The organism is Paenibacillus sp. J23TS9 (assembly GCF_018403225.1).
Taxonomy (GTDB): Bacteria; Bacillota; Bacilli; order Paenibacillales; family Paenibacillaceae; genus Paenibacillus_AQ.
Genome location: NZ_BOSG01000001.1, coordinates 2,340,542 through 2,355,755, shown reverse-complemented (window position 1 = coordinate 2,355,755; position 15,214 = coordinate 2,340,542). Strand labels below are relative to the sequence as shown.

Annotated in this window: 12 protein-coding genes; 10 read left to right on the top strand and 2 right to left on the bottom strand. The window is 46.7% G+C overall.

Annotated features, from left to right (window positions below; all coding sequences use genetic code 11):
* Positions 1 to 12: 12 nt before the first annotated feature.
* Both KJS65_RS11010 and KJS65_RS11005 read left to right on the top strand, forming a co-directional pair.
* Positions 13 to 264, top strand: coding sequence for a hypothetical protein (locus KJS65_RS11010; protein WP_213649855.1), 252 nt, complete (start codon positions 13 to 15; stop codon positions 262 to 264).
* Entirely contained in the window at positions 257 to 1,405 is a 1,149-nt protein-coding gene (locus KJS65_RS11005) for a GerAB/ArcD/ProY family transporter (RefSeq protein ID WP_213649854.1), read from the top strand. Before KJS65_RS11010 ends, KJS65_RS11005 begins: the two co-directional genes overlap by 8 nt.
* A gap of 39 nt (positions 1,406 to 1,444) precedes the next feature.
* On the opposite strand, the gene KJS65_RS11000 is transcribed toward KJS65_RS11005, so the two are convergent.
* The gene (locus KJS65_RS11000) at positions 1,445 to 2,806 is read right to left on the bottom strand and encodes a TrkH family potassium uptake protein (RefSeq protein WP_213650761.1); all 1,362 of its coding nucleotides are present in this window, start codon (positions 2,804 to 2,806) and stop codon (positions 1,445 to 1,447) included.
* Positions 2,807 to 2,850: 44 nt separating this feature from the next.
* On the bottom strand, positions 2,851 to 3,861 hold the full coding sequence (locus KJS65_RS10995) for a LacI family DNA-binding transcriptional regulator (protein ID WP_213649853.1): 1,011 nt from the start codon (positions 3,859 to 3,861) through the stop codon (positions 2,851 to 2,853).
* Between the two features lie 300 nt (positions 3,862 to 4,161).
* Here KJS65_RS10995 and KJS65_RS10990 point away from each other — a divergent pair, with 300 nt between their 5' ends.
* From KJS65_RS10990 to mtnA, 8 genes are all read left to right on the top strand, one after another.
* Entirely contained in the window at positions 4,162 to 5,952 is a 1,791-nt protein-coding gene (locus KJS65_RS10990; protein WP_213649852.1) for an L-fucose isomerase, read from the top strand.
* 22 nt (positions 5,953 to 5,974) lie between these two features.
* On the top strand, positions 5,975 to 7,474 hold the full coding sequence (locus KJS65_RS10985) for a rhamnulokinase (protein WP_244864481.1): 1,500 nt from the start codon (positions 5,975 to 5,977) through the stop codon (positions 7,472 to 7,474).
* A gap of 55 nt (positions 7,475 to 7,529) precedes the next feature.
* Complete coding sequence (locus KJS65_RS10980; protein ID WP_213649851.1) at positions 7,530 to 8,198, top strand: class II aldolase/adducin family protein; 669 nt, start codon at positions 7,530 to 7,532, stop codon at positions 8,196 to 8,198.
* 578 nt (positions 8,199 to 8,776) lie between these two features.
* On the top strand, positions 8,777 to 9,880 hold the full coding sequence (locus KJS65_RS10975) for a sugar ABC transporter substrate-binding protein (RefSeq protein ID WP_213649850.1): 1,104 nt from the start codon (positions 8,777 to 8,779) through the stop codon (positions 9,878 to 9,880).
* 103 nt (positions 9,881 to 9,983) lie between these two features.
* Positions 9,984 to 11,498 (top strand): sugar ABC transporter ATP-binding protein, encoded by a 1,515-nt coding sequence (locus tag KJS65_RS10970; RefSeq protein ID WP_213650759.1) that lies wholly within the window; start codon positions 9,984 to 9,986, stop codon positions 11,496 to 11,498.
* 2 nt (positions 11,499 to 11,500) lie between these two features.
* The gene (locus KJS65_RS10965; RefSeq protein ID WP_213649849.1) at positions 11,501 to 12,499 is read left to right on the top strand and encodes an ABC transporter permease; all 999 of its coding nucleotides are present in this window, start codon (positions 11,501 to 11,503) and stop codon (positions 12,497 to 12,499) included.
* A gap of 20 nt (positions 12,500 to 12,519) precedes the next feature.
* Positions 12,520 to 13,752, top strand: coding sequence for an S-methyl-5-thioribose kinase (gene mtnK, locus KJS65_RS10960; RefSeq protein ID WP_213649848.1), 1,233 nt, complete (start codon positions 12,520 to 12,522; stop codon positions 13,750 to 13,752).
* Positions 13,753 to 13,767: 15 nt separating this feature from the next.
* Complete coding sequence (gene mtnA / locus KJS65_RS10955) at positions 13,768 to 14,844, top strand: S-methyl-5-thioribose-1-phosphate isomerase (RefSeq protein ID WP_213649847.1); 1,077 nt, start codon at positions 13,768 to 13,770, stop codon at positions 14,842 to 14,844.
* Positions 14,845 to 15,214 lie beyond the last annotated feature (370 nt).

Sequence of the window (15,214 nt, the reverse complement as noted above, 5' to 3'; positions counted from 1 at the left end):
GAGGTGGCCGAAGTGAGTTCATGGATTGGCATTGTGATTTCGGCCTTGCTGACAGGGATCATTCAGGGAAATTATTTGCGGCGGAACGGTAAGTCCCAGGATTTTATCTTTGCCACACTAATCCTTGCTGCAGGTGTAGCACTATACTTGCTCCTGCTGTTTGATGCGCCTATTCCAACATTGACGCATTTGATAGACGGGATGCTGGAGCCTCTATATAAACCGGTAGCAAAATGGCTCATGGAAGGGACAGAAAATGGATAAAGCAAAAATTACGTCCGCTCAGTTTGCGATCCTTATGTACATGTATATTTTGGGGGAAGCAGCGATCGTCCAACCGCATACGATAGCAAACATTGCAAGATCAGATGAATGGTTCACCATGGTTCTGTCTATCTTCGTTCAGCTGGGTTTTGGATGGCTTTATATGAAACTGTCATTCACATACCCCGATGAGACCATTATAGAATACAGCCAGCGTATCCTTGGAAAAGGGGCCGGGTGGGTGCTCGGTTTCATTTATTTACTCTTTTTTATTATTCTTGTTGCTTACATTCTGCGTGTGATAAGCGGGTTTCTTGGATCCGTTATCCTCCCCAGATCTCCGCTTGATATCATCGGTTTGGTGTTTATGATTCCAGTGGTGTATGGTGTATTTTTGGGACTGGGCGTGATCGGCAGAGCAACCGAAATACTGCTTCCTATAGCTGTGTTTGTTTTTATAGTATCTTCAATGATGCTTGTTCCGAAAATTGATGTCGACAACCTATTGCCGATTTTTCCGGATGGGATTATGCCTTCGATTAAAGGCCTCTACTCAATTATTGGATTCCCAACCATGGATGTGGTCGTGGTCTTGATGCTGGTGCGTTTTATTGTGGACAAGAAAAAAACAAAAAAATACTTTTATATCACTTCAGCCGCTGCGCCCTTTACCCTAGTAATCATCGCCTTGTATACGATATCGGTTCTCGGAATCGAGGAGACCATACGAGCTCCTTATGTTGTATACGATTTAGCCAAAGAAATTAGAATCGAACGGATCTTTGAACGCGTAGAAGCCTTAGTAGGAATCATTTGGATCAGCACGACTTTTGTTAAAATAACACTCAGCTTTTACGCGGTCACGATCTCAGCAGTTCAGCTATTTAAGCTTACTTCTTATAAATATGCGATCATACCTTTTCTGTTTTTGACCCTGCCTATGTCGAAATGGATTGTAAACAACCCGGCCGAACTTGAGTATTATCTGGGCTATGTATATCCGATCTTCGCATTCTTTCCAAGTTTTCTGTTTCCTGTTCTGCTCCTGGTAATAGGTGCTTTGAAAAATAAAAAGCAAAAAAGCAGCGGGGATGAAGGGCATGGTCAACCAGAAAAGACAAAGAGTCCGTCTACCGAATAATCGGTCAAGAGGGACTCTTTTCATAATTGTTGGTTTTGACTATCCGATAATAATCCGGCCTTCGGGATAATTGTATAGGTCCTTCTTCCGATCGCGGGAGAGGGCATATACCAGTGTCAGCGGGCCAATCCGGCCAAAGAACATCAGACATATAATCCAAACCTTGCCGAGGGCGGACAAATGCGTTGTCATCCCCATGGAAAGACCGGTTGTTCCGAAGGCTGAGGTGGATTCGAACAGAATGGTCATAAAATCCTGATGCTCTGTAATGGACAAAAGCATAGAGAACAAAATAATCAGCAGTAAGGACAGGAGCGTCAGCGTGATGGCTTTGTAGACGACATCCTTGGCAATTCTTTTCCGGAACAGGACTACGTCTTCACGTCCCCGGATCATGGCGTATACCGCACCCAACAGGAGCACAAAGGTCGTGATTTTAATCCCGCCGCCGGTTGAACCCGGAGCAGCCCCCGTAAACATCAGCAGAATTAGCATAAACTGCGTCGATTGACGGAAGGCTCCAATATCCAGAGTGGCAACACCGCCGGAGCGGGTGGTTACCGACTGGAACATGGAAGCAAGAAATTTGCCTCCGGCATGCAGTGGCTTGAGCGTACTTGGATTGCTAAATTCCATAGCGAATATTACAAGTGTGCCAATAACGATGAGCAGCAGGGTTGCCGTAAGAACGACTTTACTATGCAGCGAGAGTTTACGTGTATTCGGAAAGTCAATGAGATCCGATAACACGATAAACCCGATTCCCCCCAGAAAAATGAGCCCCATCATGACAATATTGATGAATGGATCTTGTACAAAAGGCACCATTCCGCTGAAAGGACCGTTTATGGTTCCCATCAGGTCGAACCCGGCATTATTAAACATGGAGATACTATGGAAGATGCCGAAATACGCTGATCTTCCCAACGATAGATGAAGCGAAAAGAAAAAATGAACTGCGAGAAGTAACGCTCCGGCAAGCTCGACCAGCAAGGAATACAGAATTACCTTTTTAACCAGCCGAACCACACCATCGATCGTGCCATGATTAAGAGCCTCTTGCAGAATCAGCCTCTCGCGCAAGGAAATCCGTTTGTTCAGTACCAGGGCAATCAGGGTGGCCATGGTCATAAAGCCGATTCCGCCAATTTGTACAAGCATTACAATGACGACTTGTCCGAAAGCGGAGAATGCTGTCCCTATATCCAAAACGGTCAGCCCGGTTACGCAGGTGGCCGAGGTTGCCGTAAATAAGGCGTTCAGGAAAGGAATCCTTACTCCGGTTACAGAGGATATTGGCAAGGACAAGAGAAAAGTTCCGAGCGTTATGATCAGAAAAAAGCCGATGACCAGAATTTTGGCTGGTGTTAGTATACTTTTGGTAATTTTCTTCGTTTGAATTGTACGTCACCTTCTTCAACAAGCATTCTCCATATTGTACCCAATTATTTGCCGATTGTCTTGGCTGAAGAACGAATGATGAGTTCGGAAGGTAAGATTATTTTTCTGGCTTCAGGTACAGCGCTTCCTTGAATCCGCTCGACCAGCAGCTGAATCCCCATGGCACCGAATTGATATGCAGGCTGGGCAGCGACAGTCAGAAACGGATCAAGTGCGGAGGACAGATCAAGATCATCAAAGCAGACGACCGACATGTCTTCAGGTACGCGGATTCCCCGTTGTCTCAACGCATTAATGACCCCAACAGCCAAAAAGTTGTTTGCCGCAAAAATGGCAGTCGGAGGAGAAGGCTGCTCCAGTAAATGCAGGAGCTGGTCTTCATCTTTATATTCACGGTAGCTTTTATGAATGACGAGCCTATCATCCAGAGCGATTCCGTGGAGCTGGAGTGCTTCGGCATATCCCTGGTAACGTAAACGAGCGGTGGATACATCCAGCGAACCGTTAACGAGAGCGATTCTGCGGTGGCCAAGGCTGATCAGATAATCAACAAGATTACGTGCACCTTGCTTGCTGTCTCCTGAGACGATATCGGATTCAATACCAGGTACTGCCCTGTCCATGATCACAAAAGGAATGTTATGGGCACGTAGCTTCTCTAAATGTTTCAGGGAATGATCCCCTGCAGGGGCAAACAGTACGCCGTCTACACGGGTTGAGAGAATCATGTCTACATAATCCTGCTCCTTGTCGTAATCCTCATCACTGTTGCCGAACAGCAGGCGGTAGCCCAGCTTTTTGGCGCTGTCTTCAGCACCGCGGGCCAGACTTGTATAAAACGGATTGGTAATGTCCGTAATCAGCAGGGACAAAATCTGCGTTTGCTGGAGCACCAGACTGCGTGCATTAGAGTTGGGGATATAGTTAAGCTCTTCCATAACCTTTTTGACCCGTTTGCGTGTTTGTTCACTGATTCGTCCTGTATTGTTGATGACCTTTGAAACCGTCATTGCGGAAACGTTGGCCTTTTCTGCAATATCATAAATGGTAACCATGCATAACCCCTTCTTCTATCTGTATTGTTCTAATCCTAAAGAAAATACGGATTGACAGCAACCGTTTTCATTGCTATTTTAAAGTTATCGATAACCTCATTATACAATAGTTAAGACAAATTAGACTACAGCAACCATGCAGCTCTCATTTTGTGAATATGACGAAAGAACTAATCTTAATGATCATTTTTTCTGAAGCAAAGCGAATGCTGCATTCATTTTAGTATTAGGGTTATCGATAACCCTAATTGAACAGGGCATGATTCCCATCAACTTATTCATGAGGAGGAAGAAACAGTTATGACAACAAAAGACGCTAGATGGAAGCAGGATTTTCCTAAGATCGGCATCCGCCCGACCATAGACGGAAGAAGAAAGGGCGTACGTGAATCGCTTGAAGATATGACAATGAATCTGGCTAAGGCGGTTTCTTCTTTTCTGAGCGAGAATCTCCGTTACCCGGATGGATCCAAAGTAGAGTGCGTGATTGCTGATACTTGTATCGGCGGTGTTGCTGAAGCGGCTGCCTGCGCAGATAAGTTCTCTAAAGCCGGAGTTGGTGTTTCGATTACCGTTACTCCTTGTTGGTGTTATGGTACGGAAACGATGGACATGGACCCGGCTATTCCCAAAGCGGTATGGGGCTTCAACGGTACGGAAAGACCGGGCGCAGTCTATTTGGCTGCTGTATTGTCGGCTCATGCGCAAAAGGGTCTTCCGGCGTTCGGCATCTATGGCAGAGATGTGCAGGATCTGAATGATCCGTCCATTCCTGGGGATGTGCAGGAGAAGCTGCTCCGCTTCGCAAGAGCGGGTATGGCGGCTGCGCTGATGAAAGGCAAATCCTATCTTGCCATTGGCTCCGTTTCTATGGGGATTGCGGGTTCCATGATTGATCCGGATTTCTTCCAGGAATATCTGGGCATGCGGAACGAGTACGTGGATATGTCGGAAATTACACGCCGGGTTGAGGAAGAAATCTATGATCCTGAAGAATATAAGATCGCCATGGCTTGGGTGAAGGAAAACTGCAAGGAAGGCCCGGATAACAATCCGGAAGACATTCAAACCTCGCGCGAGAAGAAAGACAAGGATTGGGAAATGGTTGTGAAGATGACGCAAATCGTCCGTGATTTGATGGTGGGGAACAAGCGTCTTGAAGAGCTCGGCTTTGCTGAGGAAGCAATGGGACATCATGCGATTGTTTCCGGCTTCCAGGGACAACGCCAATGGACGGATCATTTTCCGAACGGTGATTTCCATGAAGCTATCCTGAATTCCTCCTTTGACTGGAACGGCATCCGTGCTCCTTATCTGGTAGCAACGGAAAATGACAGCTTGAACGGGGTATCGATGCTGTTCGGCAACCTGCTGACCAATACAGCCCAAATCTTTGCGGATGTTCGTACTTATTGGAGTCCGGATGCGGTGAAGCGCGTAACAGGTCATGAGCTGACAGGTCCGGGTGAAAACGGACTTCTGCATTTGATCAACTCCGGTCCGGCGGCACTTGATGGCACGGGTGAGCAAATGATAGATGGCAAGCCTGCGATGAAACCATTTTGGGAAATTACCGAGGAGGATGCGAATAACTGCCTGAAGGCAACGTCCTGGCGTCCTGCAGCGGTCGAATATTTCCGCGGCGGCGGTTTCTCCTCTGACTTCCTGACCCGTGGCGGCATGCCTGTCACGATGTCTCGTCTGAATCTCGTGAAGGGGCTTGGACCTGTTCTTCAAATTGCTGAAGGCTACACTGTCGAGCTGCCGGAGGACGTGCACGATAAGCTTGATAAGCGTACGGATCCAACATGGCCTACGACCTGGTTTGCACCAAATCTGACGGGAGAAGGATCCTTCAAGGATGTATACTCCGTTATGGATAACTGGGGTGCAAACCACGGAGCTATCAGCTATGGCCATATCGGCGCGGACTTGATTACACTGGCCTCCATACTCCGGATTCCGGTAAGTATGCACAATGTAAAAGATGAACAAATTTTCCGTCCAAGAGCATGGGGAATGTTCGGAACGAATGATCCGGAAGGTGCAGATTACCGTGCATGCAAGAACTTTGGACCGATGTACAAGTAAACCTGCTAATTGAGGTGATGAAGTGAGTACACAATCATTGCAGATGATGGCGGTGGATTTCGGAGCAAGCAGCGGCAGAGCGGTAACCGGTCATTTTGACGGGGAGCGGCTGTCTATTCAGGAGGTTCACCGTTTTGACAATGAACCGGTTCAGCTGGGCGATAGACTGCATTGGGATTTCCTAAGACTGTTTCATGAGCTCAAGCAGGGAGTTGTGAAGGCCAAGCAGCAGCTTGGCCGCACTCCCGCCTCAATAGCCGTTGATACCTGGGGTGTGGATTATGGTTTGGTTGATCCTAAGGGACGTCTGATCGGCAATCCGTACCATTACCGGGATTTACGGAGTGAAACAGCAATGCAGGAGGCTCTGAAGCTGATTAGCGAGTCTGAACTGTATGCACGAACCGGCATTCAATCTTCCAGTATAAATACGGTGTATCAATTGTTTGCCGAAGAGCATCTGCGGTTCGACCAAAACGCAAGTGATCGGCGGATGCTGTTTATGCCGGATTTATTCCATTACTATCTGTCTGGCGTCATGGCCAGCGAATATACGATTGCCAGTACAAGCGGGCTGCTCGATTCAATGAAGAGAGAATGGAGCACGCCGGTTCTGGATGCGCTCTCGCTTCCTCAATCGCTGTTTAACCCGATTGTCATGCCTGGAACACGGCTTGGTGCGCTTCGTTCAGATATCTGCGGAGAGCTGTCAGTCGATGCTATGCCTGTAATTGCTGCATCCGGTCATGATACGGCTGCTGCCGTCGCCTCGATTCCAGCAACAGACAGCCGTTATGCCTTCATCAGCAGCGGTACCTGGTCGCTGATGGGAATTGAGCTGGATGAGCCGATTTTGACAGAACGCAGCAGGCAGCTTTTATTCAGCAATGAAGGCGGTGCGGAAGGAAAGATCCGAATGCTCAAAAATATCATGGGTCTCTGGCTGCTTCAGGAATGCCGACGTACCTGGGCGATGGAAGGAACGCAGCTCGGTTATGCTGAATTAACGGAAATGGCGCAGCATGCCCCGGTTAATTCAAGCTATGTGGATGCGGGTGATGCAGTATTTTTGCCGCCGGGAGGCATGCCGCAGAGGATTCAGGAATACTGCCGTACCAGTGGGCAGCCGGTGCCGCAGTCGCGTCCGGAAATCATCCGCTGCATCCTTGAGAGTCTGGCGTTTAAATACAGACAGACATTAAGTGAGATCGAAGAGCTGACAGGGGAGCATTTAGAACATATTCACATGGTGGGCGGAGGAATCCAGAACCGCCTGCTTTGCCAGCTGACCGCGAATGTAACTGGTAGAACCGTGATCGCAGGGCCTGTAGAGGCAACCTCCATCGGTAATTTGATGATGCAGGCGAAGGCTCACGGAGAAGTGAAGAATTTGGCGGAGATCCGCGAGGTTGTCCGTCAATCCTTCCCTCCTGAAACTTATGTTCCCGAAGATGCGGATCAATGGGAAGAACGTTACCAGCAGTATTACCAGCGGATTGTGCTTCAGAAAATGAAGAACTAAGAGCGGAGGCATTTGAGTCCGCGTGCAAACAGACGATAGGAGAGTGTATGGAGAGATGACTCAATCACTGGAACAAAAAGTACGGGAAGAACTGACACTGTATGCCCGCAAGACGGTTGCCAAAGGTCTTGTCGTAGGTCCTGGAGGTAATATCAGTGCGAAAGCAGGTGATTTAATGCTGCTGTCGCCAAGCGGTTTTGCCTTGGAGGATATTGAACCACATCAATGGATTCGCGTGGAGATCGAGTCCGGAAAAGTATTAGATACAGAAGTCCGTCCGTCATCGGAGGTACTGATGCATCTGTATGCTTACCGCGAGAATCCGGATATCCAGGCTATTGTGCATACACATCCTGCATATTGCATTGCATTAACGCTGGTTGCTCAGGAGCTGCCGATGTTATTCCCGGACCAGGCTGCTTTGGTGGGCGAAGTAACTTTCGTGCCGTATGTTCTGCCAACCACGGATATGCTGGCTGATGCGGTAGCTGCCAAAGTGGGACAGCATAATTCGATTTTGCTGGAGAATCACGGGCTTGTAACGACAGGGAAAAATCTGCGTGAAGCTTATTACCGTACAGAGGTTGTTGAAGAGAGCGCGAAAATATATCTCGCTGCCAAAGCTGCCGGTACGCCAAAAGCGCTTACGGACGCGGAATACAAAGAGATCCAATCACTCGAAAGTGAAGCATACAGAGTGCAGCTTTTACAAAAATTACAGTGAATTATAATTAAACAGTGCTGAATACTTGACATTATTCTTCTTCATCCTGTAATGTATGGAAAAACAAACTTGAGAGTTTGCTATACACCATGAAAAGCTGTGACCAAGACCCTAAGTTCATTGAACCCCCGTTGTGCTTCAAGAAAAGCAGCCTTCTGCTTGAAGGTTATGTGAACGGTATGAGCTTCCCAAACTTGCGAGCTGCCGGATGAAAGAATCTGCAGATTCGAGTAATCTAGGCCGGGAGAAGCCCGTTATTTTAATTTCAGAATGGCTTCGTGCTGCAATGAACAGGCGAATCTATGAAATACAGGGTAGTACCACGAACACATTCGTCCCTTAAAGGACGGATGTGTTTTTGCATATAAAATCTCATGAATATGGAATTTAAAATGTTTATTTTATTTACATACCTAAGTCAAATCAATCTTTATATAAAGCTGATAACAAACCATAAAAAGCACTATATTTTTTATTGTCTCTTAGGCTTTACAGTGCTAAAATTCTAACAAGCTCAGCGCTATTCTTAAAAATTATAATAGAGAGTAAGCGGATTATCATTTGAAGGGGTGCAGGACATGAAGAAAAAGACTTTTAGCAAGCTGCTGATCAGCTTATTCGCAGTGGCAGTAGTTGCAACGGGATGCTCAAGCGGGGGAAGCAAGGCACCAGAGAAGAAAGTTGTGGAAGGCGTGCCTGATAAGATTGCCAAAGACGATCAGGTCAAAATCATGGTGGTTCGTAAAATTGGCGGAGATGACCATACAGCTCAGTTCCTGGCTGGTGCCAAGCAGGAAGGGACATCCATGGGTTTTGTAGTGGATACATTCTCGGCTAACGGGGATACCGCAAAGTTCCATGACGCGATCTCACAAGCGCTTGAAAAAGATTATGATGGATTTATCATCTCTCATGGTGACGATGCTGCAACGGTTGAAGATGTGAAGAAAATTACGGCTAAAGGGCTTCCGGTTGTAGCGTTTGACTCCAACCCGGACCTCGCGAGTGTGCAAGGCGTGACTCTTACCTCCCAGGATGATGAGAACCTTGCCAAGCTGGCATTGACTCAAATGAATGATGAGCTTAAAGGCCAGGGCAAAATTATTTACCTTTGGGTAGATGGTTTCCCTCCGATGGTACGACGTAACGCCGTTTATAAGGAATTTATGACTGCGAACCCAGGAATTCAGGAAATCGAGCGCTTCGGGATCGCGTCGGCAGATACATCCGTACAAACGCAAAATGCCGTTTCGGCCATGCTTACTAAACATAAAAAAGGTGAAATCAGTGCGATTTTCGCGACTTGGGATGCCTTTGCGATCGGTGCAGCGCGTGCAGTGAAAGAAGCGGGGCGCGATGAAGTTAAAATCTATGGTATCGACGTTTCCAACGCAGATCTTCAGATGATGCAGGAAGACAAGAGTCCATGGGTATCTACCGCCGCCGTAGATCCAAAAGTAATCGGACAAGTTGATGTTCGTATGCTTGCGAAGAAAATCGCCGGTGAAGAAGTACCGCAGACCTATGACCTTGCTGCCACATTGATTACTCAAGACAAGCTGAAGACTTCTGCCGAAAGCGTAAACATGGTTAATCTTGCAAAAGTAATGCCTGGGTGGGGAGTAAGCGATGCTTTTGAGGAACCTTGGATGAAGAGCTTGAAAGAAGCTTACGCCAAATAGGAAAAACAGTCTGGGCTGAATAAGCAAAGCGACAGGTATGGGGAAGTGCTGCATGACGGCACTTCCCATACTTGTGATGAAATCCTTTCTAGAAGGTGAAGAGATGGGCGAAGCCAAGCAAATAAAGCTGCAAATGAAGAAGATTTCCATTGAATTCCCGGGCGTTAAAGCACTGGAAAATGTTGATTTTCTGACGACGACAGGAACTTCACATGCATTGATTGGGGCGAACGGTGCTGGGAAATCCACACTGATGAAGGTTTTGTCCGGCGCATACGGCCATTATACAGGAGAAATTTATATTGATGATGAACCGGTACATATTCGTAATCCGAAGGATGCGAAGGATCTGGGGATTCAGATCGTTTATCAAGAAGTTGATACCGCACTGGTTCCTTATTTAACGGTAGGCGAAAATATTATGCTCGATTATACCGTGAATGATATGGGCAAAAAACAGATTGTCTCTTGGGGGCATATTCATAAACACGCGAAAGAAATTCTGGAGAAGATGAATGTCAAGGTTTCTTCCAAAAAGCTGGTCAGTGAACTGACACTGGCAGAGAAGCAGATGGTGCTGATTGCAAGAGCCATTTCCAAAACCTGCAGGTTTCTTATTCTGGACGAACCGACAGCACCTTTAAGTCATTCGGAGACTGAAGAGTTGTTTCGTATTGTCAGGGATCTCAAACTGGAAAATGTCGGCGTGATTTTCATTTCCCATCGTCTGCCTGAACTGTTCGAAATTTGTGACGATATCACCGTCATGAGAGACGGAGAATTTGTTGTACAAGAGAGCATTCAGGATATGACTCAAAATCAAGTCGTGGAATATATGTTAGGCCGAAAGCTGGGAGATCAATTCCCTAAGATAGACATCCAAAAAGGTGAAACTGTATTTGAAACGAAGAACTTTAGTGACGGAGAAAAAATCAGGGACATCCACATTCATGCCAAAAAAGGCGAAATTATAGGCATAGCAGGCCTGGTAGGAGCAGGAAAAACAGAGTTGTGCAAAGCGCTGTTTGGAATGGGGAAGTCGAACTCCGGTGATGTAACCTTGCATGGAAAGAAGCTGCGCCTGCGTAGTCCGGACGAAGCGGTAAGACAGGGCATTGCACTTGTTCCCGAAGAGAGGCGCAAAGAAGGTGTATGGGTAACTGAATCGGTTACTACCAATATCACTGCCGTCAACCTGAAAAATTTCTGTACGATGAATACATTCTTGAACTTCAAGAAGGAAAACAATGCAGCTCGGGAAGTCATTCAGAACTTGGGGATCAAGACCCCGAGCGAGAATACGAGAGTTCAAAACCTTTCCGGGGGAAATCAGCAAAAGGTAGCCATCGGAAAATGGCTCATGACGGATGCTGACGTGTATATCTTCGATGAACCAACCAAAGGTGTCGATGTTGGAGCAAAGAAAGACATCTTTGAATTGATATTCCAGCTTGCGCAGAGGGGGAAATGTATTATCTACGCTTCCTGCGAATTATCGGAAATGATAGGTATTACAGATCGCGTGTATGTACTTTATGACGGAATGGTTGCCAAAGAACTGCTGACATGCGAAACCAATGAAGAAGAAATATTGTTCTACTCAACGGGAGGAAGGTAAGTATGAATACAGCCAAAACAATCCAAACCTCAAAGACTCCCAAGTCATTTGGATTTTTTGATTTTCTATATAAATATGGCACCCTGATCACGATTGGTCTTCTTATTATCGTCTTTGGGGTGATGTCAGACAGTTTTCTGCAGCCTTCCAACATCGTCAATATTCTCCGTTCCATCTCGATCGTTACGATTATTGCGATTGGGATTACCATTTCCTTGTCCGTAGGCGGATTTGACCTCTCTGTCGGCTCGGTGGCTTCCCTTGCCAACGCACTCGTGATCTCGATGTTCGTGTGGCATGGACAAGGCGTATGGATGAGCATCATTTTGACGATTTTAATCTGTTTATCCGCAGGGATAATCAATTCGTTTATGATCGTCAAGCTGAAAATACAGGATATGCTGCTGACGCTGGCCATGATGTTCGTATTCCAGGGTATTGCTCAAACCTATACCAAGGGAGCAACCCTATCTCAAAACATGATTATGCCGGACGGATCCTTCTCGACGGGAATCATCAGTCCCATCTTTGCGAAGATCGGTCAAGTTCCATGGATTATTATTATCATGCTTGTCGTGGTTGTTATCGTCCATATATTCTTGAAGTATACCAAGCATGGTCGTTATATGTACGTAATAGGGGGGAATATGGAGGCGGCCAAGCTGTCGGGTATCCCTGTCAATAAATACCGCATTGCTGCGTACCTTTTATCTGCGGCTTTCGCTGCAATCGGCGGGATCATGCTGGGTGCCCGCGTCATGACTGCTGAAGTGAATTCGGGAGCCCCTTACTTGATGGATTCCGTAGCCGCAGCCTACATCGGATTCGCAGTACTGGGTGCAGGCAAACCCAATGCGATAGGTACTTTTGTCGGTGCCGTTCTGATCGGTATTTTGCAGAATGGGCTGGTTATGTTGAGCGTTCCTTATTATGCGATGGATATTGTCAAAGGTACGGTGCTAGCCTTCGCACTTGCAATTACTTATTACAAATCTAAATAGTATAGGGGAGTTCGATTCTTATGCGTGAGTACAATGAATATTTCACGATGGACGAAACCGATGTTTTGGATTATGCCGTGACCCGGCTGAACGTCTTTGATCAGGATGCCAAGCTTTCTTGCAAAGAAATTGGTGACGGCAACCTGAACTATGTGTTCCGTATCATTGATTCTGCCAGCGGCAAGTCCATGATTATCAAACAAGCAGGTCCTGTTGCGCGAATCTCGGCAGACATCAAGGTATCCACGGATCGCAACCGGATTGAAAGCGAAATCCTGAAGCTGCAGAATGAGCTGGCTCCGGGGTTGGTTCCACAAATCTATAACTATGATCCGGTGATGAACTGCTGCGTAATGGAAGACTTGTCCGATCATGATATTATGAGAAAAGCACTGCTAGAGCACAGACAATTTCCGCTCTTTGCAGATCATATCTCCACCTTCATGGTGAATACGCTGCTGCTGACATCCGATGTGGTGATGGATCATAAAGCCAAGAAAGATTTGGTGAAAAGCTTCATTAATCCCGATCTTTGCGAAATTTCTGAAGATTTGGTCTACACGGAGCCATTTTATGACTGCCCGCGGAATGATATATTTGAACCCACACGTGAGTTTGCACAATCCTTTTTATGGGATGATGAGGCGCTGCTGCTCGAAACAGCCAAGCTGAAATTTGAATTTATGAACCATGCGCAGTCACTGCTGCATGGGGATCTTCATTCAGGATCTATTTTTATTAAAGAAGATTCAACGAAAATCATAGATCCGGAGTTCGCCTTCTATGGGCCTGCAGGTTATGATATAGGTAATGTGATTGCCCATCTGCTGTTTGCCTATATTAATGCGGACAGTGTGATAGAAAATCCGGCGGCAAAGGAAGCGCAGAAAGCATGGCTGCTTTCCAGCGTGAAGGATGTCATTAACATGTTCCGAGAGAAATTTCTGAAAATGTTCCAGGAAAGGGCAACAGACCGTATGGCACGGATCCCTGGTTTCGATCGATACTATCTGAATCAGATCATTCAGGATACCTCGGCTGTGACGGGATTGGAACTGATCCGCAGAACACTCGGACTGGCTCACGTAAAGGATATTACCAGCATAGCGGATGCCGATACCAGAGCGGATGCAGAGAAGCTGTGCCTGCGGATGGGGAAAGCGTTCATCATGGGGCGCTCAGGCATGTTGACAGGTGAGGATTTCATTCAGGTAGTTGCCAAATATATAGATTCGAGAGAAACAGATCTGTAAGGAGTGGGACTTGCAATGGACAATAATTCGACTGAATTCAAGATGATCCAATCTGTCGTGTTAGATGATGCGAATGATACGCTAATCATTCTGGATCAAACCGTTCTGCCGAATGAGAAGGTGTTCCTGCATTTAAAAGAAATGAAGGATATATGGGATGCTATATATAAACTAAAAGTGCGCGGAGCACCGGCGATCGGAATCGCAGCAGCCTATGGCTTGTATCTGGGTACAAAAGCATCTCAAGCGAAAACCTATGAGGAACTGCACAAAGATTTTGCTGAAGTAAAGTCTTTTCTTGCATCATCAAGACCTACAGCGGTTAATCTGTTCTGGGCGTTGAACCGTATGGAGAGCCGCCTTCTTCAGGAAGCGGGCAAATCCTTAAGCGAAGTGAAGGAAGCGCTGCGTCAGGAAGCTGAATGGATTCGTGAGGAAGATGAGCAGGTGTGTGAGAGCATCGGAAAACATGCGCTGTCTTTGCTGAAAGAAAACTGGGGAATTCTGACCCACTGCAATGCCGGAACGATTGCCACAGCCAAGTATGGCACGGCATTGGCCCCAATATATTTGGGTCAGGAACAAGGGTATAACTTTAAGGTATATGCCGACGAGACCCGTCCACTGCTGCAAGGCGCGCGTCTAACGGCCTGGGAATTACAAGAAGCCGGCGTTGATGTCACGCTGATCTGTGATAACATGTCATCGATCGTGATGAAGGAAGGCAAGGTGCAAGCTGTATTGGTAGGATGTGACCGAGTCGCAGCCAACGGGGACACCGCGAACAAAATCGGAACATCAGGAGTCGCCATCCTGGCGAAGCATTATGGCATCCCGTTCTATGTATGTTCGCCGCTTTCGACGATTGATCTGGAGTGCAAGACCGGAGATGATATCCATATTGAACTGCGTTCGGATGATGAAGTGACCAGCCAGTGGTATGAGAAACCGATGGCTCCAAAGGATGTACATGTGTATAATCCTGCTTTTGATGTGACGGATCACTCCCTGATTACGGCCATTGTTACACAGAACGGTATTGCTTACGCACCATTTGAAGAGAGTCTGCCGAAGATGTTTGACCAAAAATAATATTTCGCAGCTTAACTCAAAAATCCCGCCTTCTCCGTATCGCATAGACGATTTCGGAATAGGCGGGATTTTTGTGAATACTTGACATCATTCTTCATCATCCTGTAAGGTATGGAAAAACAACCTTGAGTTTGTTATAAACGAAAAGCTGTGACCAAGACCCATAGTTCATTGAAAGTCCATCGTGCCCCAGAGAAGAAACCCTTGGCTGTAAGGTTTCGCACATGCTATGAGCTTCCCTATCTTGTGAGCTGCCGGATGAAAGAATCTGCAGATTTGAGTATTCCAGGCCGGGAAAAACCCCGTTAAGTTGACCATGAGGATAGCTATGTACTGCTAAAGGGCAGGCGAGCTGTTGAATAAAGGGTGG